This is a genomic window from Streptomyces sp. S.PNR 29, assembly GCF_030386795.1.
In the GTDB taxonomy this organism is placed as follows: domain Bacteria; phylum Actinomycetota; class Actinomycetes; order Streptomycetales; family Streptomycetaceae; genus Streptomyces.
Map to the genome: position 1 here is coordinate 557,680 of NZ_JANUQM010000003.1, position 26,938 is coordinate 584,617.

A 26,938-nucleotide genomic window follows, 5' to 3' on the forward strand; every position below is an offset into this window, starting at 1 on the left:
CGCCCCGCGCCGTGATACGGTTACTGACGCAACGGCGCGGGGTGGAGCAGCTCGGTAGCTCGCTGGGCTCATAACCCAGAGGTCGCAGGTTCAAATCCTGTCCCCGCTACTGGAGTCACGCCACTGAGGCGAACGACGGCGAAGGCCCGGATCCCGAAAGGGATTCGGGCCTTCGTGCTGTGCGAACGCATGTGCCGATACGGGTGTTGGACGCGCCGATGTGGGCAGTTGGGGATTCTGTGTTTGACTTGTCTCTCTGTGGGCATGTCGACAAAACGCTGAAGTGACCTCAATGGCTGCGGTATACCAGGTGTACCCAGGTTGCAGGTGGTGCGACGATGGACGTTATGGGGGACAAGGCATCTCTGTTCGAGACAGGGCGTTTTGTGCAGTCTTCCGGTCGGAACGAGACCGGAGACGAGGTCGAGGAGGCCGGCGAGGTCGCCGAGGAGATGCGTCGGCGGCTCGCCGCCGAAGCCGGTGACGTCGAAGCGATGAGCGTCCTCGGCGCCATGCTGCTGCGCCGCGGAGATCTCGACGGAGCCGAGCCCCATCTGCGTGCCGCCACCGCAGCCGGTGACCGGGCCGCCGCCAACAACCTGGGCGTGCTGCTGCATCAGCGCGGGTACGCCGAGGAGGCCGCCGGGTGGTGGCGGATCGCCGCCGTCGCCGGATCCGCCGCGGCCGCGCACGCGCTGGGCCGTCATCACCGCGAGCGGGGCGACGAGCCCGCCGCCGAGTACTGGCTGCGCCAGGCCGCAGAACAGGGCCACGCCCTCGGTGCGTACGCACTCGCCGACCTGCTGGAGCACCGCGGCGACGACGCGGCCGAGCGGTGGATGCGGGCCGCGGCGGAGCGGGGGCACCGGGAGGCCGCCTACCGGCTGGCGCGCTCGCTCGACCTCAAGGCCGGGCGTGAGGGCGAGACCGAGGACGACAGTGGCGCCGTCGAGGAGGCCGAGCAGTGGTACCGGCAGGCCGCCGCGCGGGGGCACCGGCGTGCGGCGCTGCACCTCGGGGCGATCCTGGAGAAGCGGGGCGAGCTCAAGGAGGCCGGGCGCTGGTACCTGACGTCCGCCAAGGACGGAGAGGCGCGGGCCGCCTGCGCGCTCGGGTTCCTGCTGCGGGACGCCGGTGACACCGAGAGCGCCGCCGTGTGGTGGCTCAGAGCCGCGCAGGACGGGGACGGCAACGCCGCCAACGCCCTGGGCGCGCTGCACGCCGAGCGCGGCGAGACGCAGACCGCCGAGCGCTGGTACCGGGCGGCGATGGACGCGGGCGATGTGAACGGCGCGTACAACCTCGGACTGCTCTGTGCCGAGCAGGGGCGGACGGCGCAGGCCGAGCAGTGGTACCGGCGCGCGGCGTACGCCGGGCACCGGGAGGCGGCGAACGCACTGGCGATCCTGCTGCTGCAGGGCGGGGACGAGACGGGTGCGGAGCCGTGGTTCTCCAAGGCCGCCGAGGCGGGGAGCGTGGACGCCGCGTTCAACCTCGGGATCCTGTACGCCGGACGGGGGGAGGAGGCGTCCGCACTGCGGTGGTACGAGCGGGCTGCGGGTGCCGGGCACACGGAGGCGGCACTGCAGGTCGGGATGGCGCGGCTGCGGGACGGGGACGAGCAGGAGGCGGAGCGGTATCTGCGGTGTGCGGCGGGTGGCGGGAGCGCCGAGGCCGCGTACCGGCTGGCGACGGTGCTCGACGCGCGCCGGCCGCCGGCGCCCACGCATGAACTGGGGGAGCCGGTGCATGCGAAGACTGAGTGCGAGGAGTGGTACGAGCGGGCGGCCTCTCAGGGGCACCGGCGGGCGCAGGTGCGGGTCGGGATGCTGGCCGCCGCGCGGGGCGATGTCGTCGAGGCCGCGCGGTGGTACCGGGAGGCGGCCGAGTCCGGCTCGCGGAACGGGGCGTTCAATCTGGGGCTGCTGCTGGCTCGTGAGGGGAGCGAGCCGGAGGCCGTCGTGTGGTGGCGGCGGGCGGCTGACGCGGGGCATGGACGGGCAGCCTTGCGGCTGGCTCTCGTCTACGCGCGTCGGGGTGAGCTGGCGGAAGGGCAGCGGTGGGCCGACCGGGCGGTGTCGCTCGGGCCGAAGGAGGTGGCGGAGCGGGCGGCTCGGCTGCGGGACGCGCTGCGGCAGGAGCTGACGGCTTGACGGGGGCTGTGCGGGGGCCGGGCGCGGGACTGCCCCGCCGCCGACGTTGCCGTCGGGGCCGGCTTCGGACGGGCCGACGATCGGACCGGCGTCGATGGGCGCGCCGGGCTGAGCGTGCTGACCTGCCCGGACAGGCGGTCGCCCATTGATTTGCTTCTGTCCGCGTCCTTGACGTAACGTTGCATTCACCGACGCGGGGTGGAGCAGCTCGGTAGCTCGCTGGGCTCATAACCCAGAGGTCGCAGGTTCAAATCCTGTCCCCGCTACTGAAGGCCGAGGGCCGGAGTCCGAAAGGACTCCGGCCCTCGGTGCGTTCGGGCGTCGAGGCCCGAACGGCGTCGTATCTGACGGTGGCAGCAAGCGCGGGCAGCGGAAGGCCCCGGCACCGCATCGGTGCCGGGGCCTTCGCATGCGCTGCTACGCCGATGCGCAGTTCGGGCAGATGCCGCGGTACGTCACCTCGACGTCCGAGACCGTGAAGCCGAAGCGCTCCGAGTCGGGGAGATCGGCCAGCGGGTTGCCCATCGGGTGGACGTCGCGGATCGCGCCGCACTGGGCGCAGACCAGGTGGTGGTGCGGACGGTGCGCGTTCGGGTCGTACCGCTTGGCGCGCTTGTCCGTGGCGACCTCCAGCACCTCGCCGAGCGAGACCAGCTCGCCCAGCGTGTTGTAGACGGTCGCCCGGGAGATCTCGGGCAGCTTGGCGACGGCCCGCGCATGGACCTCGTCGGCTGTCAGGTGGACGTGTTCGCCGTCGAGGACCTCTGCCACGACGCGCCGCTGCGCGGTCATCCGCCATCCGCGTCCGCGCAGCCGTTCCAGAAGGTCACTCATACAAATCAGCCTAACAGCATGGGGACCAGGTCCCGAGTGGGTGTGACTTTGGAGCGTCACTTGACTTAGACAATGTCCATTGTAGGATCGGCATCGCCGTTGGCCAAGCCACAGGAACAGGCAGAAGTGACGTTGACGCCATGACCGCATCCCGGAACCCCGACCAACACCGAAGGCTCGCGGTGGACCGGCCCGGGGGTGGCGGTGATGCGTGATCGCCTGGGCAGTGTCTTCCGTCCCTCCGTGGATGAGGCCGTCGTGCGCTGGTCGTCCGGTGTCGTCGCCGGTGCCGGCCGCGCTCGTGGCCTGCGCCGCGACTGTTTCCCCGCCCGCAGTTCCTGAGCACCGTGATCCGCCCAGTCTGGAAGGATTTCCATGTCCGAGAACCACGACGCAATCGTCACTGACGCGAAGACGGAGGGCGCAGGTGGCTGCCCGGTCGCGCACGGGCGCGCCCCGCACCCGACTCAGGGCGGCGGAAACCGCCAGTGGTGGCCGGAACGGCTCAACCTGAAGATCCTCGCCAAGAACCCGGCCGTGGCCAACCCGCTCGGCGAGGAGTTCGACTACGCCGAGGCCTTCAAGAACCTCGACCTCGCGGCCGTGAAACGGGACATCGCCGAGGTGCTGACCACCTCGCAGGACTGGTGGCCCGCCGACTTCGGCCACTACGGCCCGCTGATGGTCCGCATGGCCTGGCACAGCGCCGGTACCTACCGGATCAGCGACGGCCGTGGCGGCGCCGGCGCCGGCCAGCAGCGCTTCGCCCCGCTCAACAGCTGGCCCGACAACGGCAACCTCGACAAGGCCCGCCGTCTGCTGTGGCCGGTCAAGAAGAAGTACGGCCAGAGCATCTCCTGGGCCGACCTCCTGATCCTCACCGGCAACGTCGCACTGGAGCAGATGGGCTTCCAGACCTTCGGCTTCGGCGGCGGCCGCGAGGACGTCTGGGAGCCCGAGGAGGACGTCTACTGGGGTCCCGAGACCACCTGGCTCGACGACCAGCGCTACACCGGCGACCGCGAGCTGGAGAACCCGCTCGGCGCGGTCCAGATGGGTCTGATCTACGTCAACCCGGAGGGTCCGAACGGCAACCCGGACCCGATCGCCGCGGCCCGCGACATCCGTGAGACGTTCCGCCGCATGGCGATGAACGACGAGGAGACCGTCGCCCTGATCGCCGGTGGTCACACCTTCGGCAAGACCCACGGTGCCGGCCCGGCCGATCACGTGGGCCCCGACCCCGAGGCCGCCTCCATGGAGGAGCAGGGCCTGGGCTGGAAGAGCACCTACGGCACGGGCAAGGGCGCGGACGCCATCACGTCCGGCCTGGAGGTCACCTGGACCACGACCCCGACCCAGTGGAGCAACGGGTTCTTCAAGAACCTCTTCGAGTACGAGTACGAGCTCACCAAGAGCCCGGCCGGCGCCCACCAGTGGGTGGCGAAGGACGCCCCGGAGATCATCCCGGACGCGCACGACCCGTCGAAGAAGCACCGCCCGACGATGCTCACCACCGACCTGTCGCTGCGCTTCGACCCGATCTACGAGCAGATCTCGCGTCGCTTCTACGAGAACCCCGACCAGTTCGCGGACGCCTTCGCCCGTGCCTGGTACAAGCTGACCCACCGCGACATGGGCCCGAAGTCGCTGTACCTCGGTCCTGAGGTCCCGGAGGAGACCCTGCTGTGGCAGGACCCGCTGCCGGAGGCCGAGGGCGAGGTCATCGACGCCGAGGACATCGCGACCCTCAAGACCAAGGTCCTGGAGTCGGGTCTGAGCGTCTCGCAGCTCGTGTCCACCGCGTGGGCCTCGGCCTCCACCTTCCGCGGCAGCGACAAGCGCGGCGGCGCCAACGGCGCCCGTATCCGCCTGGAGCCGCAGCGCAGCTGGGAGGTCAACGACCCGGACCAGCTGGCTCAGGTGCTGCGGGTCCTGGAGGGCATCCAGCAGGAGTTCAACTCCGGCGCCAAGAAGGTCTCCCTGGCCGACCTGATCGTGCTCGGTGGCGCCGCCGCCGTCGAGAAGGCCGCCAAGGAAGCGGGCTTCGAGATCGAGGTTCCCTTCACCCCGGGTCGTGTGGACGCGACGGAGGAGCACACCGACGCCGAGTCGTTCGCCGCGCTGGAGCCGGCCGCCGACGGGTTCCGCAACTACCTCGGCAAGGGCAACCGTCTGCCCGCCGAGTACCTGCTGCTCGACAGGGCGAACCTGCTGACCCTGAGCGCTCCCGAGATGACGGTTCTCGTCGGTGGCCTGCGGGTCCTGGGCGCGAACCACCAGCAGTCGCAGCTCGGCGTCTTCACCAGGACCCCGGGTGTGCTGACCAACGACTTCTTCGTCAACCTGCTCGACCTGGGCACGACGTGGAAGGCGACCTCCGAGGACCAGACCGCCTTCGAGGGCCGCGACGCCGCCACGGGCGAGGTCAAGTGGGCCGGCAGCCGTGCCGACCTGGTCTTCGGCTCGAACTCCGAGCTGCGCGCGCTCGCGGAGGTCTACGCGAGCGACGACGCGAAGGAGAAGTTCGTGACCGACTTCGTCGAGGCCTGGGTCAAGGTCATGAACCTCGACCGGTTCGACCTCGTCTGATCACGACGAAGCGGCTGATCGCGAGGTAGCGGCGGGCCGGACTCCCCGGACAAGGGGGTCCGGCCCGTTCGTTTCGCGTGCTCGGCCCGTACGTCGGCTGCTCAGGCGGGTACCTGCTGGGCCTGCCGGACCTCCGGCCGTACGGGGACCCAGCAGCGGATGATGTCGCGGACCGAGACGATGCCGGCGGGCCCGCCCCGGTCCAGGACGATGAGGTGGCGGAAGCCGCCGTGCGCCATGGCGTGGGCCGCCTCCTCCAGGGTCCAGGACGGGGCGGCGAACACGACGTCCGTGGTGGTGTGGGCGTGGGCGTGCTCGGAGTCGGGGTCCTGGCCCAGGCCGACGGAGTTGAGGATGTCGCGTTCGGTGAGGATGCCGATGCCGCCGGCGTCGGGGTCGAGGACCACGGCCGCGCCGACACGGCGGGCGGACATCAGCGCGGCGGCCTGGCGGAGGGTGTGGGCGGGGCCGATGGTGAGGACCACGGTGCTCATGGCGTCACGGACGAGCATGGGTGGAGCCACCTCCTCGGAATCCCCGCGGCTCACCGAACTCCGGTCGTTCGGTTCGTTCAGGGATTCACAAATTCACAAGTGGGCGGACCCTCAGGGTGGCAGGTAAAGCGCGGGTCAACAAGGGGGCGCCTGCGGCCGGGAGGGGGCGTATCCCTACGCCCTGGGCTTTTCAGTAGCGCTGGTTGAGATACCCCAGCAACTCGTCGTGCAGCAGGCCGTTGGACGCCGCCGCGTTGCCGCTGTGCGGGCCGGGGCGGCCGTCGAGGCCGGTGAAGGTGCCGCCGGCCTCCGTCACGATGATCGCGTTCGCGGCCATGTCCCACAGGGACAGCTCCGGCTCGGCGCAGAAGTCGACCGAGCCCTCGGCGACCATCATGTACGGCCAGAAGTCGCCGTACGCGCGCGTGCGCCACACTTCGCGGGTCAGATCCAGGAAACCGTCCAGGCGGCCCTGCTCCTCCCAGCCGCTGAGCGAGGAGTACGCGAAGGAGGCGTCGGAGAGCTTCGAGACGCGGGAGACGTGCAGCCGGGAGGCAGAGGTCAGATTGCGGCCGGAGAAGGCGCCGTGGTCCTTCGCGGCCCACCAGCGGCGGCCGAGGGCGGGGGCGGAGACGACGCCCACGACGGGCTGGTAGCCGCCCTCGCCGGCCTCCATCAGGGCGATGAGGGTGGCCCAGACGGGGACGCCCCGTACGTAGTTCTTGGTGCCGTCGATCGGGTCGATCACCCAGCGGCGGGGGCCGGTGCCCTCGATGCCGTACTCCTCGCCGAGGATCGCGTCGCGGGGGCGGGCGCGCTGGAGGTGGCCGCGGATGAGTTCTTCGGCGGCCTTGTCCGCCTCGCTCACCGGGGTCATGTCCGGCTTGGTCTCCACCTTGAGGTCGAGGGCCTTGAAGCGGTCCATCGTCGCCGCGTCGGCGGCGTCCGCGAGGACGTGGGCGAAGCGGAGGTCGTCGAGGTAGTCGGGCATGCAAGGAACGGTATCTGCCGTGGTCGGGGTGGGGCTATGGGGGGCTGTGATCAGTAGGCGCCCCGGGGGCGCGTGGTGGGGGGCGAGGCGTACGGGGGCGGCGCCTGCGGAGTGCACGGCGTGCCGGGGCGTGGGCGTGCGGCGCGGCGCCTGTGGCGTGCACGGTGCGAGTCCGTCCGCGCCCCGGCACGCCGTGCACGGCGCGGCGGTGGCCGCGCGGGTTGCGCGTCCCGGCGCGACACGGTGCCGCTGTGCCCGCCGCCTCAGCGGCGACACTGCCCGCGGCCGGGCACGCGGGTGCGAGTACCGCCCACTGCGTCGGCACCGCCTTCGGGGTGCCGAGGTCGGCTGCTGTGCACGCTGCGATCGCCGCTGCCACCCGCGACGCCGCCCATGGGCACCGCCGGCCGCAGTCACGGTGGCAGGCCGGCCGCCTCGTCCCGCATGTGCCGACCCCGCGCAGCCACCCGCGACGCTCCATGTCGGCGCACCATCTCAGCAGCAGCCACAGGCGTCCCATGACTGCCAGCAGTCACTCGGGATACACGACCGCAGTCGGCTGAGTGGCTCATGGTGGGTGAAGGGAGCCCACGCGTGCGCTCGCGAACCCTTGACAGTGCTTCCGAGCGCGTCAAATCTGGGCGCAGAGCCGCTCGCCCCGAGGGAGGCGATGATGCCTGCAGCGCGGGAGTCCCTGCTCGACGCCGCCTACGCGGCGCTGGCGCGTCGGCCGTGGTCCGCTGTGCGGATGGTGGACGTGGCCGCGACGGCCGGAGTGTCCCGGCAGACGCTGTACAACGAGTTCGGAAGCAAGGACGGGCTTGCTCGGGCGCTGGTGCGGAGGGAGGCCGACGGTTACCTCGCCGGCGTCGAGCGGGCGCTCGCCACCCACAGCGACCCCCGAGAACGGCTGACCGCGACCGCGGAGTGGACCACGTCGGCGGCCCGCGAGAACGTGTTAGTGCGCGCCATGCTCACCGGCTGCTGGAGCGAACGGCTGCCCTCCCCGACACTGAAGGCGGTCCCGTCGTCGAGCGCCGTACCGGCACAACGCCGGGCCGACGGCCCGCTGCCCTCGCCCGGCGACCTCGTGGCCCTCGTTCGCGACCGCGCCGTGGCCGTCCTGTCCGGGTCCGGCACGCCCAAGTCGGACACCGCCGACCTGGCCCGCTCCTGCGAACTGGCGGTCCGTCTCGCCCTGTCCTGCGTGGCGGCACCCCCGGGTGAGGGCGGCGTGGCGGACCTCGTACGCAATGCCCTGCACCGCCAGCTGACGCCGGGACAGCCGCACGCGACCCAGAACCAGGCCCGCGCGTCCTAGGGCCTGTCTGACAGACCCTAGTGCGCCGACCCCGACAGCTGCAGCCCGATCACGCCGATGATCACCAGGCTGATCGAGACGATCTTCAGGGTCGACACAAGGTCGCCGAGGAACACCATGCCGTAGACCGCCGTGCCCGCCGCACCGATGCCGGTCCACACGGCGTAGGCGGGGCCGACGTCGAGCTTCTTCAGGGACAGGGTCAGCAGGCCGAAGCTGCCGAGCGCGAATATGCAGAAGGCCACGGTCGGCCAGAGGCGGGTGAAGCCGTGTGACAGCTTCAGGCACACGGCGAAGCCGGTTTCGAGGAACCCGGCCACGATGACCAGCAGCCACGCCATGTGTCGTCCTCCTGTGTCCCCACGTTCTGTGACCGCGTCGTCGGGCTCCGGCTCGGTGCGATTATGCACTTACCGATCTCACGCGGAGACAAACAACGCGGAGGTCAGTCGCCTTCGCGGCGCTCCCGGGTCGCCAGCAGTCTGCGCAGCGAGTACAGCCGCGCCGGATCGGCGTGCCCCTCGGCCACCCACTCGTCCAGCGCGCAGTCCGGCTCGTCGTGACTGCACGCGCGCGGGCAGCCCTCGGTGCCGGGTTCCAGGTCGGGGAAGGCGTGGATCACTCGGGACGGGTCGACGTGGTTGAGGCCGAACGACCGGATGCCCGGGGTGTCGATGACCCACCCGTCGTCGCCGGCCAGGGGCAGCGCGAGAGCCGAGGTCGTCGTGTGGCGGCCGCGGCCCGTCACCGCGTTCACATGGCCGGTCAGTCGGCGGCGGTCCTCCGGAACCAGTGCGTTGACCAGGGTCGTCTTGCCGACGCCGGAGTGGCCCACGAAGGCCGTGATCTTGCCGTCCAGATGCTCGCGCACCCGGTCCGCCGCGTCGCCGTTCTCCAGCTCCCCGCGGCTGGTGACGACATACGGGATGTCCAAGTCCCCGTACAGCTCCAGGAGTTTGTCCGGCGGGGCGAGGTCCGACTTCGTCATCACCAGCAGCGGTTCCAGACCGCCGTCGTACGCCGCGACCAGACAGCGGTCGATCAGGCGGGGGCGCGGCTCGGGGTCGGCGAGGGCGGTGACGATGGCGAGTTGGTCGGCGTTGGCGACGACCACACGCTCGTACGGATCGTCGTCGTCCGCCGTCCGGCGCAGTACCGATGTGCGCTCCTCGATGCGGACGATCCTCGCGAGCGTGTCCTTCGTGCCGGACAGATCGCCGACCAGCGCCACCTGGTCGCCGACGACCGCCGCCTTGCGGCCCAGTTCCCGTGCCTTCATCGCCATGACGACCCGGCCGTCGACGAGGCAGGTCAGCCGGCCCCGGTCCACGGTGAGGACCATGCCCTCGGCGGCGTCCTCGTGCTTCGGCCGGATGTTCGTCCGGGGCCGGTTGCCCTTGCGGTTGGGGCGCGTGCGGATGTCGTCCTCGTCGGTGTGCTTGCCGTAGCGGCGCATGGCGAGACCCCTATGCCCCGAGCATCCCGGCCCACAGCTCGGGGAAGTCCGGCAGGGTCTTCGCCGTCGTCGCCACGTTCTCGATCCGCACCCCGTCGACCGCGAGGCCGATGATCGCGCCCGCCGTGGCCATGCGGTGGTCCTCGTAGGTGTGGAAGGTCCCGCCGTGCAGCGGGCGCGGGCGGATGTGCAGGCCGTCCGCGGTCTCGGTGACGTCGCCGCCGAGCTCGTTGATCTCCTTGGTGAGCGCGGCCAGGCGGTCCGTCTCGTGCAGGCGCAGATGCGCCACCCCGCGCAGGGTCGAGGGGGAGTCCGCGAGGGCGGCGACGGCCGCGATGCCCGGGGTGAGCTCGCCGACCTCGCCCAGGTCGACGTCGATGCCGTGGATCGAGCCGGAACCGGTGAAGACCAGGCCGTAGTCGGTGAGCTCGCAGGAACCGCCCATCTCGGTGAAGATCTCGCGCAGCCGGTCACCCGGCTGGGTGGTACGGGCCGGCCAGTCCGGGATGACGACCTTGCCGCCGGTCACCAGCGCCGCCGCCAGGAACGGCTGGGCGTTGGACAGGTCCGGCTCGATGGTCAGGTCCCGGCCGAGCAGGGCGCCCGGCGTGACCCGCCAGACGTTGGGCTCGCCGCCCGACTCCGGGGTGTCCACCTGGGCGCCGACCGCGCGCAGCATGTCGACGGTCATGCGGATGTGCGGCATGGAGGGCAGCGCCGAACCGGTGTGGCGCACCTCGACGCCCTGGTTGAAGCGCGGACCGGACAGCAGCAGGGCGCTGACGAACTGCGACGACGAGGACGCGTCGATCGCGACCGGCCCGCCCTCCAGGGCGCCGCCGCCGTGCACGGTCATCGGCAGCGCGCCGCGCCCGTCGTCGTCGATGCGGGCGCCGAGCCGGCGCAGCGCGTCGATCACGCCGTGCAGGGGACGCTCGTAGGAGCGCGGGTCCCCGTCGAAGCGGACGGGGCCGTCGGCGAGCGCGGCGACCGGCGGCAGGAAGCGCATCACCGTGCCGGCGTTGCCGACGTCGACCGTGGCGGGGCCGCGCAGGTCCGTGGGGAACACCCGCCAGGCTTCGCCGGTGCCGTCCGGGCCGACCCCTTCCTCGATCTCGACGCCCATCGCACGCAGGGCGCCGGCCATCAGCAGGGTGTCGCGGGAGCGCAGCGGACGGCGCAGCCAACCGGGCTCGGACGCGAGGGCGGCGAGAACCAGGGCGCGGTTGGTGACCGACTTGGACCCGGGCACGTGGACCGTCGCGTCGACGGCTCCGCTCGCGTGCGGGGCGGGCCAGAGGGCGGTGTGTGCGTCGTTCGGGGCCATGGCCCCACTTTATAAGGAGGGGGGTGTGCCGGCCGTCGTTCGGGTGCGGCGCCTTCGGAGCTGGTCGCGCCACCCGGCGAAGCCGCATATCGATACTGCCCCGCGCCCCGCGACTGCGCCGCTGCGGGCGCGTCATATCTCCAGCAGCCACCTGCCTCCACCGATCAGCGAACACAGCGACACGGCATGGAACAGGAACAGCCACAACCCCGCCGGGACATGGGTGAGCCGCGACAACTGGTCCGCGTCCGAGTCCCCGGCCCCTCCCCGTGACCGCTTCGCCTGCAGCTCGAACGCCGGGCGCACCCCGCCCAGCAGCAGGAACCACACCACCGCGTAGGCGAACGCCGCCTGCACCTGGGGCCCGGCCAGCCAGGACACCAGGACGAACGTGCCGCCGGTGACGATCACGGTCAGCGCCCCGTACGCGTTCCGGATCATCACCAGCATCGCCACCAGCAGGAACGTGGCCACCCACAGCAGCAGGGTGATGCGGCCCGCCGCCAGCAGGGCGGCGCCGCCCAGGCCCAGCAGGGGCGGCGCGGTGTAGCCGGAGGCCGCGGTGAGGATCATGCCGATGCCGTACGGCTTGCCGCGGCTGACGGTCAGGCCGCTGGTGTCCGAGTGGAGGCGGATGCCGGTCAGGGTGCGGCCGGTGAGCAGCGCCACGAGCCCGTGGCCGCCCTCGTGGGCGATGGTGATGGCGTTGCGCGCTATGCGCCACAGGCCGTGCGGTACGACGACGGCGAGTGCGGCGACCAGGGTCGCGATCACCACCCACAGGTCGGGGTCGGGCTGGGTGCCGGAGACCTCGTCCCAGAGGGAGGCGAGGGAGGCCGATGCGAGGTGGTCCATGTTCAGTGAGGGCTCCTCGTGGTCGCGCGGAGTCTGGCAGTGTGGCACGTATGTGCGGACGGTATGCAGCGAGTCGTAGGCCCGAGGATCTCGCAGGAATCTTTGAGATCGAGAAGTGGGACCCGAAGGAGACCCTGGCGCCCGACTACAACGTGGCCCCCACCAAGGAGGTCTACGCCGTCCTCGACCGCCCTCTGAAGGACGCGGACGACCCGCGGCCGGTTCGGCAGCTGCGGAAGCTGAAGTGGGGGCTGGTGCCGTCCTGGGCCAAGACCCCGGAGGGCGGCGCCCGGATGATCAACGCGCGGGCGGAGACCGTGCACGAGAAGCCGTCGTACCGGCGCGCCTTCGCCGCCCGGCGCTGCATCCTGCCCGCCGACGGCTACTTCGAGTGGGTCACCGGCACGCAGGAGCGGGAGCTGGAGGTCGAGGGGAAGAAGAAGCGGCCCCGGAAGCAGCCCTACTTCGTGACGCCGGCCGACGGGTCGGTGTTCGCGATGGCGGGGCTGTACGAGTTCTGGCGGGACAGGACCCTGCCGGACGACCATCCGCAGGCCTGGTGGGTGACCTGCTCCGTGATCACGACCGAGGCCGAGAAGTCCCCGCTCGCGGTGGCACCGGCGGACGGGCCCCGGACGCTGGCCGACATCCACCCCCGGATGCCGCTGATGCTGACGCAGGACCGGTGGGACGCCTGGCTGGACCCGGCACGCACGGACCCCGACGACCTGACGTCGCTGCTGGCACCCCCGCCCGCCGGACTGATGCGGGCGTACCCCGTGACCACGGCCGTGAGCAACGTCCGCAACAACGGCCCGGAACTGCTCAAGGAGCTGGAGGCGCCGGAAGAGGGCACACTCTTCTGAGATGACCGATGTAACTGCTGTAACTGCGGAACTGCGGAACTGCGGAACTGCGGAACTGCTGTGACGCGTGACCGATGTGACAGAAGTGACAGGTGGCCCAGGTGACTGAGGTGGCAGACGTGACCAGCGAGACCGTCGAGACCGAGGCGGGAACCGCCCGCGTCACCTGGCACCCGGCGCACAAGCCCCGGCTCGTGCTTGCGGCGAGCCACGGCGCCGGCGGTGGCATCGAGGCCCGTGATCTCAAGGCGCTGGCGGCCGTGCTGCCCGCCCACGGCGTGACCGTCGCCCTCGTCGAGCAGCCCTGGCGGGTGGCCGGCAAGAAGGTGGCGCCCGCGCCGAAGACCCTGGACGCCGGATGGCGGGGTGTCTGGCCCGCGCTGGCCGAGCCGGGCCTGCCGGTGATCTCCGGCGGCCGCAGCGCCGGGGCCCGCGTCGCCTGCCGCACCGCCGCCGAGCTGGGGGCGCGCGCCGTCCTCGCGCTCAGCTTCCCGCTCCACCCGCCGGGCAAGCCAGAGAAGTCCCGCGCCACGGAGCTGCTCGGCGCCGGGGTGCCCACCCTCGTCGTCCAGGGCGGGAACGACCCGTTCGGGAAGCCGGAGGAGTTCCCGGACGGCGACCACGAGCTGGTCGAGGTGCCGTACGGCGACCATGGTCTCTCCGTGCCGAAGAGGGCGGACATCACCCAGGACCAGGCGCTGGCGGTCGTCACCGACGCCGTCGTCGAGTGGACCGGGTCACTGGGGTGAAGCGCCGGGAATGCCGAGCCACCGAGCGCTGTTGTGGCGGACGTACGTGCTGAGACCAGCACCCACGTCTTAGGAGAGGAAGTCCGCCGCATGGGTTCGATTTTCTGCCCGAGCCGCAGCAGCCGCGCCGACCTGGACTGGACGGTGCTGCACGCGGCCAGGACCGCCTCTGTTCGGGCGGCGGGCGGACCGAATCGGCAAGCGTCCACGACCGCCGGTCGTCTATCCTCCGATTCGAGTGAGACCGCTTTCGGTTTCACGAGATCGCTGGAGGAGGTGGGTCCGGTCACTGGGACCGACGCAGGGACCGAGAACGGCCAGGCGGAGCAGCCCGAGGGCCAGGGCAGCACGGGCGCGGAGACGACCGCCGAGCGCAGCGCGCGCTTCGAGCGGGACGCGCTTGAGTTCCTCGACCAGATGTACTCGGCCGCCCTGCGCATGACGCGCAACCCCGCCGACGCCGAGGACCTGGTGCAGGAGACGTACGCCAAGGCGTATGCGTCCTTCCACCAGTTCCGTGAGGGCACCAACCTCAAGGCGTGGCTGTACCGGATCCTCACCAACACCTTCATCAACTCGTACCGCAAGAAGCAGCGTGAACCGCAGCGCAGCGCGGCCGAGGAGATCGAGGACTGGCAGCTCGCCCGCGCCGAGTCGCACATGTCGACCGGTCTGCGCTCCGCGGAGTCGCAGGCGCTCGACCATCTGCCCGACTCGGACGTGAAGGAGGCGCTCCAGGCGATTCCCGAGGAGTTCCGCATCGCCGTGTATCTCGCGGACGTCGAGGGCTTTGCCTACAAGGAGATCGCCGACATCATGGGGACACCCATCGGCACGGTCATGTCCCGGCTGCACCGGGGCCGCCGTCAACTGCGCGACATGCTGCAGGACTACGCCCGTGAGCGGGGGCTGGTTCCGGCCGGGGCCGGAGAGTCGAACGAAGCGAAAGGCTCGGGGTCATGAGCTGCGGTGAGCCGCACGAGACGGATTGCAGCGAGATCCTCGATCATCTCTACGAGTTCCTCGACCGTGAGATGCCGGATGCCGACTGTGTGAAGTTCGAGCATCACTTCGAGGAGTGCTCGCCGTGCCTGGAGAAGTACGGGCTTGAGCAGGCCGTGAAGAAGCTCGTCAAGCGGTGCTGCGGGCATGACGACGTGCCGGGCGACCTGCGGGCCAAGGTCATGGGGCGGATCGATCTGATCCGGTCGGGGCAGGCCGTGCCGGAACACGACGTCACCGCGGCTCCGCCGGCTTCTCAGGAGTCCTGAACGCCCCCTCCACCTCTCCGTATGGGCGCTTTCCCCATGCGTGAACGGATAGTCGTCACTCGAACGTGCTAATCCGCGGGTTATCGGCCCGCGGAGGCCCCCCTGGCCACCCTAGGCTCCGAGCCTGACAAGCACGGCCGGGGGAGGGGCTCATGGAGGCGGTACCGGCACGGGCACGTGCGTACGTCGCCGGTGTCCTGCTCGTCGCCCTGCTCTGTCTGCGCCCACTGCCGGCGCCGCACGCCCACTGGTGGGCGGTCGCGCTGCTCGCCGCTCTGTACGCCGGCTGCGAGTACGTCGCCCGGTCCCGGTTCGTCGGGACCTTCTACCCCGTGCTGCTCGCCGGGGCCTTCCTGCTGCCGCCGGCCGCCGCCGCGCTCGTCCCGCTGCCGGGAGCGCTGCTGTCCCCGGTCGAGCAGCGGCCTTACGCGCTGCGGCGGATCTGGCGGGCGGCCCAGCTCGCCGTCGCGGTGTGGACGGCGGCCCGGGTGCACAGGGCGCTCGACGGCCGGGACGCGGTCGTGGCGTGCGACTTCCCGTACGCGCTCGTGTCGGCCGGGGCCGCGGTGCTCACGTTCTGTGTGGTGCTGGCCCTGCTGGACGGGGGCATCCTGGCCCTGGCCGAACGGGTGCCGCTGTGGCGGGCCTGGCGGGGCCAGTTCCTGCGCTCGCTGGCGCCGGTGGCCGTGCACGGGCTCGCCGGGCTGATGATGGCCGTGCTGTGGCGCAGCCCGTACGGACCCGTCGCCGCGCTGCTCGTCCTGCTGCCGATGTGCGTGTCGTGGTGGGCGTTCGCGCAGTACCACCGGGAGCGGGCGGCGCACCAGGCGACCATCCGGGCGCTGGTGCAGGCCGTCGACATCAAGGACGAGTACACGCGCGGGCACAGCGAACGGGTCGGGCAGGCCTCGATGATGATCGCGCGCGAGCTGGGCATGCCGGACGAGCGGGTCGAGGTGCTGCGGTTCGCGGGGATCCTGCACGACGTGGGGAAGCTGGGGGTGCCCACGCGGCTGCTGCGCAAGAACGGACCGCTCACCCCCGAGGAGCGGCGCGTGATCGAACTGCATCCCGAGTACGGACACGAGATGGTGCGCGGGATCTCCTTCCTCGGGGAGGCCCGGGCCGCGGTGCTGCACCACCACGAGCGGCTGGACGGAAGCGGCTACCCGTACGGGCTGGTCGGCAACCAGATCCCGGAGTCGGCGCGGATCGTGGCCGTCGCCGACGCCTTCGACGCGATGACGTCCACACGGTGCTACCGCCGGGCCCGGCCCATCGCGGCCGCCCTGGAGGAACTGGAGCGGTGCGCGGGGTCCCAGTTCGACCCGCGGATGGTCCAGGCCCTGGGGCGGGCCGTCGGGCGGTGCGGGTGGCGTCCGGCGGTGACGGCCGACGAGGAGGGGGGCCCTCGGGCTCCTGAGCGTCCCGTGCCCACGGCCGGGGCCCGGCAGAGCGCCGACCGGAGTGTTCCATGACCGCGTCCCGCGCCCCTGCCGTGCTCCTCCTCGTGCATGCCTCCGCCGCCCTCGTGGGCCTCGGCTCGTTCGCCACCGTGCTGTGGACCGGTCTTCAGGAGCGGCCCGCCGCCCTCGCCTTCGGTGGTGTCGTCGCCCTCGGCGAGCTCATCCGCCCCCAGGCGCTCGGCGTCGCCAGAGCCGGGGGGACCCCCTTTCCGGGGGCGCACGCAAGGGAGGCCGCGCCGCTGGGTGCCGCCGGGGCGCTGTCGTACGCCCTGCTGGGGGAGGACGCCGCGCAGCCCACGCACCACGGCGTGTGCCAGGCCGTCACCGTCGTCCTCGCCGGCGTGCTCGTCGGGAGCGTGCCGCACATCGCGCGCGGGCGGGGGCCGACGGCCGACCATGTCGCCCGGCGTCTGCTCACCGTCGCCTTCGCCGCCGTGTGCTTCCAGCCGCTGTACGCCCGGGGCACGTTCGAGGGGTGGGGCGGCCACGCCTACGCACTGCTGCTGCTGGCACTCCTCGCCCTGACCGTCCTGTGCGACGCCGTGCTCGCCGCCGCGCTGGCGCACTCCCGTACCCGGTGGCCCTTCGGGCCGCTGCTGCGCGAGGAACTGCGGGGAATGCTCGGCATCGCGTCCGCCGTGTGCGCGACGGGCGCGGTGATGGCGCTGGCGGTGGCCGTCGTGGGGCTGTGGGCGCTGCCCGTCTTCTCCGTGCCGCTGCTGCTCACCCAGCTCTCCTACCGGCGGTACGCCGCCGTCCGCGCCACCTACCGGCAGACCATCGCCTCCCTCGCCCGGGCCACCGAGGTCGCCGGGTACACCCCGACCGGGCACGCCCGCCGCGTCGCCGCCCTCAGCGAGGCCGTAGGACGTGACATGGGGCTGTCCGGTCCCGAACTGACCGTGCTGGAGTACGCCGCCCTCATGCACGACATCGGGCAACTCAGCCTGGTCGACCCGGTCCCGGCCGGGGCCACGGCCGGCCTGCCCGCCGAGGAACAGCGGCGGATCGCGCTGCTCGGCGGGGCCGTCGTACGGCAGACCGGGGTCGACGGGGCGGTCGCGGTGGTCGTGGAGCGGCAGGCCGACCCCTACCGGGAACAGCCACTGGCCGCACGGATCGTGCGGGCCGTCAACGCGTACGAGGAGAAGGCCCGGAACGCCGGGCCCGGCGGGGCGCTCACGGCGCTGGAGGAGCTGCGGCTCGGCACGGCGGGAGAGTACGCGCCGGACGTGGTCGAATCGCTGGCCCGGGTGCTCTCCAGAGGTTGTCTGACTCTGCCCGAGGCTGGGTAACCCATGGGTAATGAGCGCCCTTCAAGCCGTACGTGGTTTGATGCGCTTGAGCAGGTGTCCGGGGGCGCAGAAAGGCACAGCCAGCCCACTCCACGGAACTGGCAGGCGGGAATCGTGAGGATCTTCGGCAAGGGACGGCACCGGCCCTCCGCCTCTTGGCGGCAGGCGACGGACCGTGCGTTCACGCTCATCGGCGACGGCCGGTACGAGGACGCGGGGGCACTGTTGACGCGGGCCGCCGATCTGGAGCCCTGGCTGTCGGAGTCCTGGTTCAACCTGGCCCTGCTGCACAAGTTCCGGCACGACTGGGAGCAGGCGCGGGCGGCCGGGCTGCGCGCGGTCGCACTGCTCGACCGGGACGCCGGGGCGCCCGACTGGTGGAACGTCGGCATCGCCGCCACGGCCCTGCAGGACTGGCCGCTGGCCCGGCGGGCCTGGCAGGCCTACGGGCTGCGGGTGCCGGGGGACGTGACGGAGACCGGTGAGCCGGTCGGCATGGACCTCGGCAGCGCGGCCGTACGGCTGTCCCCCGAGGGGGAGGCCGAGGTCGTGTGGGGGCGGCGGCTGGATCCGGCGCGGATGGAGGTGCTGTCCATTCCGCTGCCGTCCTCGGGGCGGCGCTGGGGCGAGGTCGTGCTGCACGACGGGGTGCCCCACGGGGAGCGGATCACCGCCACGGGACACACCTACCCGGTGTTCGACGAGATCGAGCTGTGGGCGCCCTCGCCCGTGCCCACCTGGGTCGTCCTGCTGGAGGCCGCCACCGAGGCCGACCGGGACGCCCTGGAGCAGCTCGCCGCCGACGCCGGTTTCGCCGCGGAGGACTGGTCGTCGTCCGTGCGGCTGCTGTGCCGGATGTGCTCGGAGTCCCGGATGCCGTCGGACGAGGGCGACGGGGAGCATCTCGACCCGCACGACCACAGTGAGCCGGGGCATCCCGGGCCGCTCGGTCACCGGACCGACGGGCAGCTGTGGGTGCCGGAGCGGGAGTGCGGGGTGGCCGCGCCGGCCTCGCTGGTGCGGGGGCTGCTGGACGGCTGGGTCGCGGACAGTCCGGATTCCCGGGATTGGCGGGATCTGGAAGAGGTCTGCTGACGGCCGCCGTACCCTGTATCAGCATCACACCCCCGTTTTTCCAGGAAGGCGTACGTCGGTCATGGCGCAGCAGGACACCGATCAGCAGCACGCGGGCGTGCTCCCCGTCGACGACGACGGGTACGTCATCGACACGGAGGACTGCGAGGAGCGCGAGACGGCCTGGCGGGAGCGCGGCACCTCGCGGCCGATCACGGTGGTCGGGAACCCGGTGCTGCACAAGGAGTGCAAGGACGTCACCGACTTCGGCGAGGAGCTCCAGCAGCTGGTCGCGGACATGTTCGCCAGCCAGCGCACCGCCGAGGGCGTGGGCCTGGCCGCCAACCAGATCGGCGTCGACCTGAAGGTCTTCGTCTACGACTGCCCCGACGACGAGGGCGTCCGGCACGTCGGCGTGGTCTGCAACCCCAGGCTCGTCGAGCTGCCCGCCGACAAGCGCCGCCTCGACGACAGCAACGAGGGCTGCCTGTCCGTGCCCACCGCGTACGCGCCGCTCGCCCGCCCCGACTACGCCGAGGTGACCGGGCAGGACGAGAAGGGCAACCCGATCAAGGTGCGCGGCACCGGCTACTTCGCGCGGTGTTTGCAGCACGAGACCGACCACCTGTACGGCTACCTCTACATCGACCGGCTCTCCAAGCGCGAACGCAAGGACGCGCTGCGGCAGATGGCCGAGAACGAGCCCCGCTACCCCGTGGTCGCGAACGACTGAGACCGTCCGGGATCGACTGGGGCCTCTCAAGTCCCGTACGCACGGCGCCTGTTCACGCTTCCCTGCGCGAACAGGCGCCGTTCGTCTGTCCGTCGCACATTCGATCGTCCACGTTCCCCCGGTGATCCACAACAAGTCACACAAGGGGAGAATTCCGGCATCGTGGGGTGGTGAATGCAGCAAATCCGTTCCCAGACCGGTCAGTTGTGGTGCTGAATGGGGAGTGCGGGGATACGCACGGGCGCACGCCCGGCACAGCGGGAGGGGTGCGCCTACTGGCGGCTGAGAGGGGTTTGTTCGTGCATGCTTTCTTACACGGCACCACATCGACACCGACCAAGGTTCCAGTTCCACCCTCGCTCGCTCTCCCGGTGATCGAGGCGGCGTTTCCGCGACAACTGCACCCGTATTGGCCACGGCTCCAGGAGAAGACCCGCACCTGGCTGCTCGAAAAGCGTCTCATGCCGGCGGACAAGGTCGAGGAATATGCCGACGGCCTGTGCTACACCGACCTCATGGCGGGGTACTACATAGGTGCCGCCGACGAGGTCCTGCAGGCGATAGCGGACTTCAGCGCGTGGTTCTTCGTCTGGGACGACCGTCACGACCGTGACATCGTCCACGGCCGCCCCGTCGCCTGGCGACGGCTCAGGGGCCGGTTGCACACGGCACTCGACTCCCCCGGGAACCATCTGCACCACGAGGATCCCATGGTCGCCGGATTCGCGGACAGTGTGGTGCGGCTGTACGCGTTCCTGCCGGTGACATGGAGCCTCCGGTTCGCCCGGCACTTCCATGCGGTGATCGAGGCGTACGACCGTGAGTTCCACAACCGCACCCACGGAATCATCCCGTCCGTCGAGGAATACCTCGCGCTGCGCCGGCTCACCTTCGCGCACTGGATCTGGACCGACCTGCTGGAGCCGAGCGCCGACTGTGAACTCCCGGATGCGGTACGGAAAAACCCGGCCTATCGACGGGCGGCGCTGCTGAGCCAGGAATTCGCCGCCTGGTACAACGACCTCTGCTCGCTGCCGAAGGAAATAGCGGGCGACGAGGTGCACAATCTGGGAATCAGTCTCATCACCCATGAGGGGCTGACTCTCGAAGAGGCGATCGCGGAAGTACGGCGACGCGTCGAGACCTGCATAGCGGAATTCCTCGTCGCGGAGCGGGACGCATTACGGTTCGCCGACGACCTCGCCGACGGCACGGTGCGGGGAAAGGAACTGAGCGCCGCCGTCAGGGCCTGCGTCTGCAATATGCGGAACTGGTTCAGTTCCGTCTACTGGTTCCACCACGAGTCCGGCCGGTACAGGGTCGACAGCTGGGACGACCGGTCAACGCCCCCGTACGTCAACAACGAAGCGGCAGGTGAGAAATGACCGTCGAGTCGGTGAAGCCCGCGGCACCGGAGGTGTCGCAGTTGCGCGAGCCGCCCCTCGCGGGAGGTGGCGTCCCGGTCCTCGGCCACGGTCCGAGGCTGCTGAGCGACCCGCTGGCCTTCATGTCCCGGCTGCGCGACCACGGCGACGTCGTCCGCATCAAGCTCGGCCCGAAGACGGTGTACGTGCCCACCACCCCGGCCCTCACCGGCGCCGTGGCGCTGAGCCCGGACTACATCATCGCCGGTCCGCTGTGGGAGTCCCTCGAAGGCCTGCTCGGCAAGGAGGGGGTGGCCACCGCCAACGGTCCGGTCCACCGCCGTCAGCGGCGCACCGTCCAGCCCGCCTTCCGGCTCGACGCGATCCCCGCCTACGGGCCGGTCATGGAGGAGGAGGCGCACGCGCTGACCGAGCGCTGGAAGCCCGGCGAGACCATCGACTGCACTTCCGAGTCCTTCCGCGTCGCCGTGCGGATCGCGGCCCGCTGTCTGTTGCGCGGCGACTACATGGACGAGCGGGCCGAGCGGCTGTGCGTCGCCCTCGCCACCGTCTTCCGCGGCATGTACCGGAGGATGGTGCTCCCGCTCGGACCGCTCTACCGGCTGCCGCTCCCACCCAACCGCACATTCAACCGCGCCCTGGCCGATTTGCATCTCCTGGTCGACGAGATCATCGTCGAACGCCGCGCATCCGGTCGAAAGCCGGACGATTTGCTGACGGCCTTGCTGGAAGCGAAGGACGACAATGGCAAGCCCATCGGGGAACAGGAGATCCACGACCAGGTCGTCGCGATCCTCACCCCCGGCAGCGAAACCGTCGCCTCCACCATCATGTGGCTGCTGCATATGCTCGCCGAACATCCGGAACACACAGACCGGGTGCGCGACGAAGTCGAAGCCGTAACCGGTGGGCGGCGCGTGGCATTCGAGGACGTCCGGAGGCTCACACACACCAATAATGTCGTCGTCGAGGCCATGCGTTTGCGCCCCGCCGTATGGATATTGACGCGACGCGCGGTCACCGACACCGAACTCGGCGGGTACCGCATTCCGGCCGGGGCCGACATCGTCTACAGCCCGTACGCGATCCAGCGCGACGCGAAGTCCTACGCGCACCACCTGGAGTTCGACCCCGACCGCTGGCTTCCCGAACGCGTCAAGGACGTGCCCAAGTACGCCATGAGCCCGTTCAGCGTCGGCAACCGCAAGTGCCCCAGCGACCACTTCTCGATGGCCCAGCTGACCCTGATCACGGCGGCGCTGGCCACGAAGTACCGCTTCGAGCAGGTGGCCGGCTCCGACGACGCCACGCGTGTGGGCATCACACTCCGCCCGCAGCGGCTGCTGCTGAGGCCGGTGCCGAGGTGACGGGCCGGACGGCTCAGGCCGCTTCCGGCCCCCGGAACGCCCGCCGGTAGGCGTTCGGGGTCGTCCCCACGGCCCGTACGAACTGGTGGCGCAGCGCGGCCGCGGTGCCGAAGCCGGTCCGGCCCGCGATCGCGTCCACCGTCTCGTCCGTCGCCTCCAGCAACCGCTGGGCCAGCAGTACGCGCTGGCGCAGGATCCAGCGGTAGGGAGTCGTACCCGTCTCCTGCTGGAAGCGGCGGGCGAAGGTGCGCGGGGACATGTGGGCGCGGGCGGCGAGCTGCTCGACGGTGACCTCCTGGTCGAGGTGCTGGTCCATCCACGCCAGCACCCCGCCGATGGTGTCGCAGGAGGACCTGGGCAGCGGGCGTTCGATGAACTGCGCCTGACCGCCGTCCCGGTGCGGGGGTACGACCATGCGCCGGGCGATCCCGTTGGCGACCTCCGGGCCCTGCTCCTTGCGCACGATGTGCAGGCAGGCGTCGATGCCGGCGGCCGTGCCGGCGGAGGTGATGACCGGGTCCTCGTCGACGTAGAGCACGTCCGGCTCGACGATCGCCCGTGGGAAACGCCGGGCGAGCAGTTCCGCATGCCGCCAGTGGCCGGCGCAGCGCCGCCCGTCGAGCAGCCCGGCCGCGCCCAGCACGAAGACGCCGGAGCAGACGCTGAGCACCCGGGTGCCCCGCTCGACGGCCCGGCGCAGGGCGGCCAGCAGCTCGGGGGGATAGTCGCGGGAGAGGTTCGCGTCCGAGGCCGGCACGGCGATCAGGTCGGCCTCCTCCAGCCGGTCGAGGCCGTACGGGGTCGAGACCGTGAAGCCGGCGACATGGGTGCTCAGCGTCCGGCCCTCGGCCGAGACCACCCCGAAGTCGTACACCGGCAGACCGTCGTCGCTGCGGTCGAGGCCGAAGACCTCGCAGACGACGCCGAGTTCGAAGGGATGCACGCCGTCGAGCAGGACGGCGGCCACGTTGCGCAGCATGCCGCCAGTGTGCCCCGGAAGTGGCAGTAAATCGAGGGTGTGCGGCAGTCCTGCCACTGTCAGGAGTGTCCGGCCCGAACGAGACTTACCGCATGAACACATTCCTCGGTTTCGTGACCGTCCTGGTCCTCTTCGTCCTCCTCGCGGGTCCGGCGCTCGTGGGTCTCCTCCACGAGCGCCGGATCGACCGCCAGTTGAGGGCGGCGCAGCGTCAGAAGTCCTCGTCCAGGTCGACGGTGCCCTCCACCGCGACCTGGTACGCCGAAGGACGCCGCTCGAAGAAGTTGGTGAGTTCCTGAACGCCCTGCAGCTCCATGAAGGAGAAGGGGTTCTCGGAGCCGTACACCGGGGCGAAGCCGAGGCGCGTCAGGCGCTGGTCGGCGACGCACTCCAGGTACTGCCGCATCGAGTCGGTGTTCATGCCCGGGAGGCCGTCACCGCACAGGTCGCGCGCGAACTGCAGCTCTGCCTCGACGGCCTCCCTGAGCATGTCGGTGACCTGCTGCTGGAGCTGGTCGTCGAAGAGCTCCGGCTCTTCCTTGCGGACGGTGTCGACGACGTCGAACGCGAAGCTCATGTGCATGGTCTCGTCGCGGAACACCCAGTTGGTGCCGGTCGCCAGGCCGTGCAGCAGACCCCGGCTGCGGAACCAGTAGACGTAGGCGAAGGCGCCGTAGAAGAACAGGCCCTCGATGCACGCGGCGAAGCAGATCAGGTTGAGCAGGAAACGGCGCCGGTCGGCCTGGGTCTCCAGCCGCTCCAGCTTCTCCACCTCGTTGATCCACTTGAAGCAGAACTCCGCCTTCTCGCGGATCGAGGGGATGTTCTCGACGGCCGCGAAGGCCGCCGCCCGGTCGTCGTGGTCGGGGAGGTAGGTGTCCAGGAGCGTCAGATAGAACTGGACGTGGACGGCCTCCTCGAAGAGCTGCCTGCTCAGGTACAGACGCGCCTCGGGGGAGTTGATGTGCTTGTAGAGGGTCAGCACGAGGTTGTTCGCGACGATCGAGTCGCCCGTCGCGAAGAAGGCCACCAGACGGCCGATCAGGTGCTGTTCGGCCGGGCTGAGCTTGGCGAGGTCGGCGACGTCCGAGTGGAGGTCGACCTCCTCGACGGTCCAGGTGTTCTTGATGGCGTCCCGGTAGCGCTCGTAGAAGTCGGGGTAGCGCATGGGGCGCAGGGTGAGCTCGAAGCCCGGGTCGAGGAGGTTCTGGTTTCGGGTGGTCATTACTGGCAGGCCTCGCAGGACTCGGGGTTTTCCAGGGAGCAGGCGACCGCGTCGGGGTCGGCGGCCTGCTGGACGGGGACGGTGGCTTGGGCCTGTGCGGCGCGGGCGATGCGGGTCGCCGGGCGCGAGCGCAGGTAGTACGTGGTCTTCAGCCCCGACTTCCAGGCGTACGCGTACATCGAGGAGAGCTTGCCGATGGTCGGCGTCTCCAGGAACAGGTTCAGGGACTGGGACTGGTCGAGGAACGGCGTGCGGGCGGCGGCCATGTCGATCAGGCCGCGCTGCGGGATCTCCCAGGCGGTGCGGTACAGCTTCCGTACGTCCTCCGGGATCCAGGCGAAGTCCTGCACCGAGCCGTTCGCGTCGCGCAGCGCCTCACGGGTGCGGGCGTCCCAGACGCCCAGCTTCTTGAGGTCGTTCACCAGGTAGGAGTTGACCTGGAGGAACTCGCCGGACAGCGTCTCGCGCTTGAACAGGTTGGACACCTGCGGCTCGATGCACTCGTACACGCCCGCGATGGAGGCGATGGTGGCCGTGGGGGCGATGGCGAGGAGCAGGGAGTTGCGCATGCCGGTGGTCGCGATGCGCTCCCGCAGGGCCGCCCAGCGCTCGGGCCAGGTCAGCTCGACGCCGTAGTGGTCGGGGTGGAGGACACCCTTGGCCGTACGGGTCTTCTCCCAGGCGGGAAGCGGGCCGCTGCGCTCGGCCAGGTCGGCGGAGGCCTCGTAGGCGGCGAGCATGATGCGCTCGGCGATCCGGGTGGAGAGTTCCCTCGCCTCCGGTGAGTCGAAGGGCAGGCGCAGCTGGAAGAAGACGTCCTGCAGGCCCATGGCACCGAGGCCGACGGGACGCCACTTGGCGTTCGACCGGCCCGCCTGCTCGGTCGGGTAGAAGTTGATGTCGACGACGCGGTCGAGGAAGGTCACGGCGGTGCGGACGGTGGCGTCCAGCCGCTCCCAGTCGATGTCACGAGTCGCCTTGTCGACAAAGGCGCCCAGGTTGACGGACCCCAGGTTGCAGACCGCCGTCTCCCCGTCGCTGGTGACCTCCAGGATCTCCGTGCAGAGGTTGGAGGAGTGGATGACGTGGCCCGGCTCCGCGGTCTGGTTGGCGGTGCGGTTGGCGGCGTCCTTGAAGGTCATCCAGCCGTTGCCGGTCTGCGCCAGGGTGCGCATCATGCGGCCGTACAGGTCACGGGCCGGGATGGTCTTCCTGGCGAGGCCCTTCGCCTCGGCCGCCCGGTAGGCGGCGTCGAACTTCTCGCCCCACAGGTCGACCAGCTCGGGCACGTCGGCGGGCGAGAACAGCGACCACTGCTCGTCGGCGTTGACGCGGCGCATGAACTCGTCCGGGACCCAGTGGGCGAGGTTCAGGTTGTGCGTACGGCGGGCGTCCTCACCGGTGTTGTCCCGCAGCTCCAGGAACTCCTCGATGTCCGAGTGCCAGGTCTCCAGGTAGACCGCCGCCGCGCCCTTGCGCCGGCCGCCCTGGTTCACGGCGGCGACCGAGGCGTCGAGCGTCTTCAGGAACGGGACGATGCCGTTGGAGTGCCCGTTGGTGCCGCGGATGAGCGAACCGCGGGCGCGGATGCGGGAGTAGGCGATACCGATGCCGCCGGCGTGCTTGGAGAGGCGGGCGACCTGGTGGTAGCGGTCGTAGATGGAGTCCAGCTCGTCCTTGGGGGAGTCGAGGAGGTAGCAGGACGACATCTGGGGGTGCCGCGTGCCGGAGTTGAAGAGGGTGGGGGAGGAGGGGAGGTAGTCGAGGCGGCTCATGAGCCCGTAGAGCGCGGCGACTTCGTCCACCGAGCGGATGGTGTCGTCCTCGGCGAGACCGGCTGCGACGCGCAGCATGAAGTGCTGGGGCGTCTCCACGACCCGGCGGGTGATCGGGTGTCGGAGCAGGTACCGGCTGTGCAGTGTCCGCAGGCCGAAGTAGCCGAAGCGGTCGTCCGCCTGAGGGTCGACCAGCGCGTCGAGACGGTCGCCGTGGAGGCGTACGAACTCGGCGGTGCGGTCGGCGATGAGCCCTTCGCGGTGCCCCACGGCGACGGACTCGGTGAAGGACGTGACGCCCTGGGAGGCGGCCTCGGCGCGGATGCTGATCGTCAGCAGCCGGGCGGCGAGCCGGGAGTAGGCGGGGTCCTCCGAGATGAGGCCGGCCGCCGCCTCCGTGGCCAGCTCGCGCAGTTCCGCCTCGTCGGCGCGCGCGGACCGGCCGCGCAGCGCGGCGGCGGCGACCCGGCCGGGGTCGGCGTCGGGGAGATCGGCGGTCAGCTCGGTCAGGGTCCGCAGCAGCGCGGCACCGGGACCGTCGGTTTCCACCAGGGCTGCTGAGGCCGGATCTGCTGGCGCGATGGTCACGTGGGGCTCTCCCTCGCTCGGCACGGGGGCCTGGCGGAGGGCAGGGGAGGCTCACGAGCGCACGCGGCGTCGCGCCCACCGGCCTATTCCACGAGGCCCGGACGTCGGGGCACCCGGACCGGACGGCCGGGCGCGCTGTCGG

25 protein-coding genes and 2 tRNA genes are annotated in these 26,938 nt (G+C 70.9%); 17 read left to right on the plus strand and 10 right to left on the minus strand.

The window, feature by feature from the left end; all coding sequences use genetic code 11:
- The first annotated feature begins 35 nt into the window (after positions 1-35).
- The 3 genes from NW895_RS11355 (at position 36) to NW895_RS11365 (ending at position 2,419) form a co-directional block, all read left to right on the plus strand.
- Positions 36-109, plus strand: a tRNA-Met gene (locus tag NW895_RS11355).
- Between the two features lie 229 nt (positions 110-338).
- A complete protein-coding gene (locus tag NW895_RS11360) occupies positions 339-2,153 on the plus strand; it encodes a tetratricopeptide repeat protein (RefSeq protein ID WP_289935292.1) in 1,815 nt (604 codons plus the stop codon).
- A 192-nt stretch (positions 2,154-2,345) separates the two neighbouring features.
- Positions 2,346-2,419 (plus strand) — tRNA-Met (locus NW895_RS11365).
- Between the two features lie 151 nt (positions 2,420-2,570).
- On the opposite strand, the gene NW895_RS11370 is transcribed toward NW895_RS11365, so the two are convergent.
- Positions 2,571-2,987 (minus strand): Fur family transcriptional regulator, encoded by a 417-nt coding sequence (locus NW895_RS11370; protein ID WP_289935294.1) that lies wholly within the window; start codon positions 2,985-2,987, stop codon positions 2,571-2,573.
- 207 nt (positions 2,988-3,194) lie between these two features.
- Here NW895_RS11370 and NW895_RS11375 point away from each other — a divergent pair, with 207 nt between their 5' ends.
- Together NW895_RS11375 and katG are read left to right on the plus strand one after the other, a co-directional pair.
- Positions 3,195-3,329 carry a hypothetical protein gene (locus NW895_RS11375; protein ID WP_289935295.1) on the plus strand — a complete coding sequence of 45 codons (135 nt, stop codon included), beginning with the start codon at positions 3,195-3,197 and terminating at the stop codon, positions 3,327-3,329.
- 33 nt (positions 3,330-3,362) lie between these two features.
- Entirely contained in the window at positions 3,363-5,579 is a 2,217-nt protein-coding gene (gene katG / locus NW895_RS11380) for a catalase/peroxidase HPI (protein ID WP_289935296.1), read from the plus strand.
- A 101-nt stretch (positions 5,580-5,680) separates the two neighbouring features.
- On the opposite strand, the gene NW895_RS11385 is transcribed toward katG, so the two are convergent.
- Together NW895_RS11385 and hisN are read right to left on the minus strand one after the other, a co-directional pair.
- Positions 5,681-6,091, minus strand: a complete 411-nt coding sequence (locus NW895_RS11385; protein ID WP_289935297.1) for a CBS domain-containing protein — start codon at positions 6,089-6,091, stop codon at positions 5,681-5,683.
- Positions 6,092-6,263: 172 nt separating this feature from the next.
- Positions 6,264-7,064, minus strand: a complete 801-nt coding sequence (gene hisN / locus NW895_RS11390; protein ID WP_289935298.1) for a histidinol-phosphatase — start codon at positions 7,062-7,064, stop codon at positions 6,264-6,266.
- 670 nt (positions 7,065-7,734) lie between these two features.
- Here hisN and NW895_RS11395 point away from each other — a divergent pair.
- Positions 7,735-8,385: a TetR/AcrR family transcriptional regulator gene (locus tag NW895_RS11395; protein WP_289935299.1), complete on the plus strand. Its 651-nt coding sequence runs from the start codon at positions 7,735-7,737 to the stop codon at positions 8,383-8,385.
- Positions 8,386-8,402: 17 nt separating this feature from the next.
- On the opposite strand, the gene NW895_RS11400 is transcribed toward NW895_RS11395, so the two are convergent.
- The 4 genes from NW895_RS11400 to NW895_RS11415 form a co-directional block, all read right to left on the minus strand.
- On the minus strand, positions 8,403-8,726 hold the full coding sequence (locus NW895_RS11400) for a multidrug efflux SMR transporter (RefSeq protein ID WP_289935300.1): 324 nt from the start codon (positions 8,724-8,726) through the stop codon (positions 8,403-8,405).
- Positions 8,727-8,830: 104 nt separating this feature from the next.
- Positions 8,831-9,841, minus strand: a complete 1,011-nt coding sequence (gene rsgA, locus NW895_RS11405) for a ribosome small subunit-dependent GTPase A (protein WP_289935301.1) — start codon at positions 9,839-9,841, stop codon at positions 8,831-8,833.
- A 10-nt stretch (positions 9,842-9,851) separates the two neighbouring features.
- Complete coding sequence (gene aroA / locus NW895_RS11410; protein WP_289935302.1) at positions 9,852-11,168, minus strand: 3-phosphoshikimate 1-carboxyvinyltransferase; 1,317 nt, start codon at positions 11,166-11,168, stop codon at positions 9,852-9,854.
- A gap of 132 nt (positions 11,169-11,300) precedes the next feature.
- Complete coding sequence (locus tag NW895_RS11415) at positions 11,301-12,023, minus strand: M50 family metallopeptidase (RefSeq protein ID WP_289935303.1); 723 nt, start codon at positions 12,021-12,023, stop codon at positions 11,301-11,303.
- 50 nt (positions 12,024-12,073) lie between these two features.
- Between NW895_RS11415 and NW895_RS11420 the strand changes: the two genes are divergently transcribed.
- The 10 genes from NW895_RS11420 to NW895_RS11465 all read left to right on the plus strand — a co-directional run bounded on the left by NW895_RS11420 (position 12,074) and on the right by NW895_RS11465 (position 22,229).
- Entirely contained in the window at positions 12,074-12,889 is an 816-nt protein-coding gene (locus NW895_RS11420; RefSeq protein ID WP_289935304.1) for an SOS response-associated peptidase, read from the plus strand.
- Between the two features lie 119 nt (positions 12,890-13,008).
- Positions 13,009-13,638, plus strand: a complete 630-nt coding sequence (locus tag NW895_RS11425) for an alpha/beta family hydrolase (RefSeq protein ID WP_289935306.1) — start codon at positions 13,009-13,011, stop codon at positions 13,636-13,638.
- A gap of 276 nt (positions 13,639-13,914) precedes the next feature.
- Complete coding sequence (sigR, locus tag NW895_RS11430; RefSeq protein WP_289935307.1) at positions 13,915-14,601, plus strand: RNA polymerase sigma factor SigR; 687 nt, start codon at positions 13,915-13,917, stop codon at positions 14,599-14,601.
- Positions 14,598-14,909 carry a mycothiol system anti-sigma-R factor gene (gene rsrA, locus NW895_RS11435; RefSeq protein WP_289935308.1) on the plus strand — a complete coding sequence of 104 codons (312 nt, stop codon included), beginning with the start codon at positions 14,598-14,600 and terminating at the stop codon, positions 14,907-14,909. The genes sigR and rsrA overlap by 4 nt, the downstream gene beginning before the upstream one ends.
- Positions 14,910-15,061: 152 nt before the next feature.
- The gene (locus NW895_RS11440; RefSeq protein ID WP_289935309.1) at positions 15,062-16,387 is read left to right on the plus strand and encodes an HD-GYP domain-containing protein; all 1,326 of its coding nucleotides are present in this window, start codon (positions 15,062-15,064) and stop codon (positions 16,385-16,387) included.
- Positions 16,384-17,670 carry an HD domain-containing protein gene (locus tag NW895_RS11445; protein WP_289935310.1) on the plus strand — a complete coding sequence of 429 codons (1,287 nt, stop codon included), beginning with the start codon at positions 16,384-16,386 and terminating at the stop codon, positions 17,668-17,670. Before NW895_RS11440 ends, NW895_RS11445 begins: the two co-directional genes overlap by 4 nt.
- 114 nt (positions 17,671-17,784) lie before the next feature.
- Positions 17,785-18,765 (plus strand): hypothetical protein, encoded by a 981-nt coding sequence (locus NW895_RS11450; protein WP_289935311.1) that lies wholly within the window; start codon positions 17,785-17,787, stop codon positions 18,763-18,765.
- A 61-nt stretch (positions 18,766-18,826) separates the two neighbouring features.
- A complete protein-coding gene (def, locus tag NW895_RS11455) occupies positions 18,827-19,477 on the plus strand; it encodes a peptide deformylase (protein WP_289935312.1) in 651 nt (216 codons plus the stop codon).
- A 299-nt stretch (positions 19,478-19,776) separates the two neighbouring features.
- Entirely contained in the window at positions 19,777-20,862 is a 1,086-nt protein-coding gene (gene cyc1 / locus NW895_RS11460; RefSeq protein WP_289935313.1) for an epi-isozizaene synthase, read from the plus strand.
- Complete coding sequence (locus NW895_RS11465; RefSeq protein WP_289935314.1) at positions 20,859-22,229, plus strand: cytochrome P450; 1,371 nt, start codon at positions 20,859-20,861, stop codon at positions 22,227-22,229. The genes cyc1 and NW895_RS11465 overlap by 4 nt, the downstream gene beginning before the upstream one ends.
- Before the next feature lie 13 nt (positions 22,230-22,242).
- Here the strand turns inward: NW895_RS11465 and NW895_RS11470 are convergent, their stop codons facing one another.
- On the minus strand, positions 22,243-23,208 hold the full coding sequence (locus NW895_RS11470) for a helix-turn-helix domain-containing protein (RefSeq protein ID WP_289935315.1): 966 nt from the start codon (positions 23,206-23,208) through the stop codon (positions 22,243-22,245).
- A 92-nt stretch (positions 23,209-23,300) separates the two neighbouring features.
- Between NW895_RS11470 and NW895_RS11475 the strand changes: the two genes are divergently transcribed.
- A complete protein-coding gene (locus NW895_RS11475) occupies positions 23,301-23,507 on the plus strand; it encodes a hypothetical protein (RefSeq protein ID WP_289935316.1) in 207 nt (68 codons plus the stop codon).
- Here the strand turns inward: NW895_RS11475 and NW895_RS11480 are convergent.
- Complete coding sequence (locus NW895_RS11480; RefSeq protein WP_289935317.1) at positions 23,420-24,433, minus strand: ribonucleotide-diphosphate reductase subunit beta; 1,014 nt, start codon at positions 24,431-24,433, stop codon at positions 23,420-23,422. The two genes, NW895_RS11475 and NW895_RS11480, sit on opposite strands and share 88 nt — an antisense overlap.
- Positions 24,433-26,796 carry a ribonucleoside-diphosphate reductase subunit alpha gene (locus tag NW895_RS11485; protein ID WP_289935318.1) on the minus strand — a complete coding sequence of 788 codons (2,364 nt, stop codon included), beginning with the start codon at positions 26,794-26,796 and terminating at the stop codon, positions 24,433-24,435. Before NW895_RS11485 ends, NW895_RS11480 begins: the two co-directional genes overlap by 1 nt.
- Between the last annotated feature and the right edge of the window lie 142 nt (positions 26,797-26,938).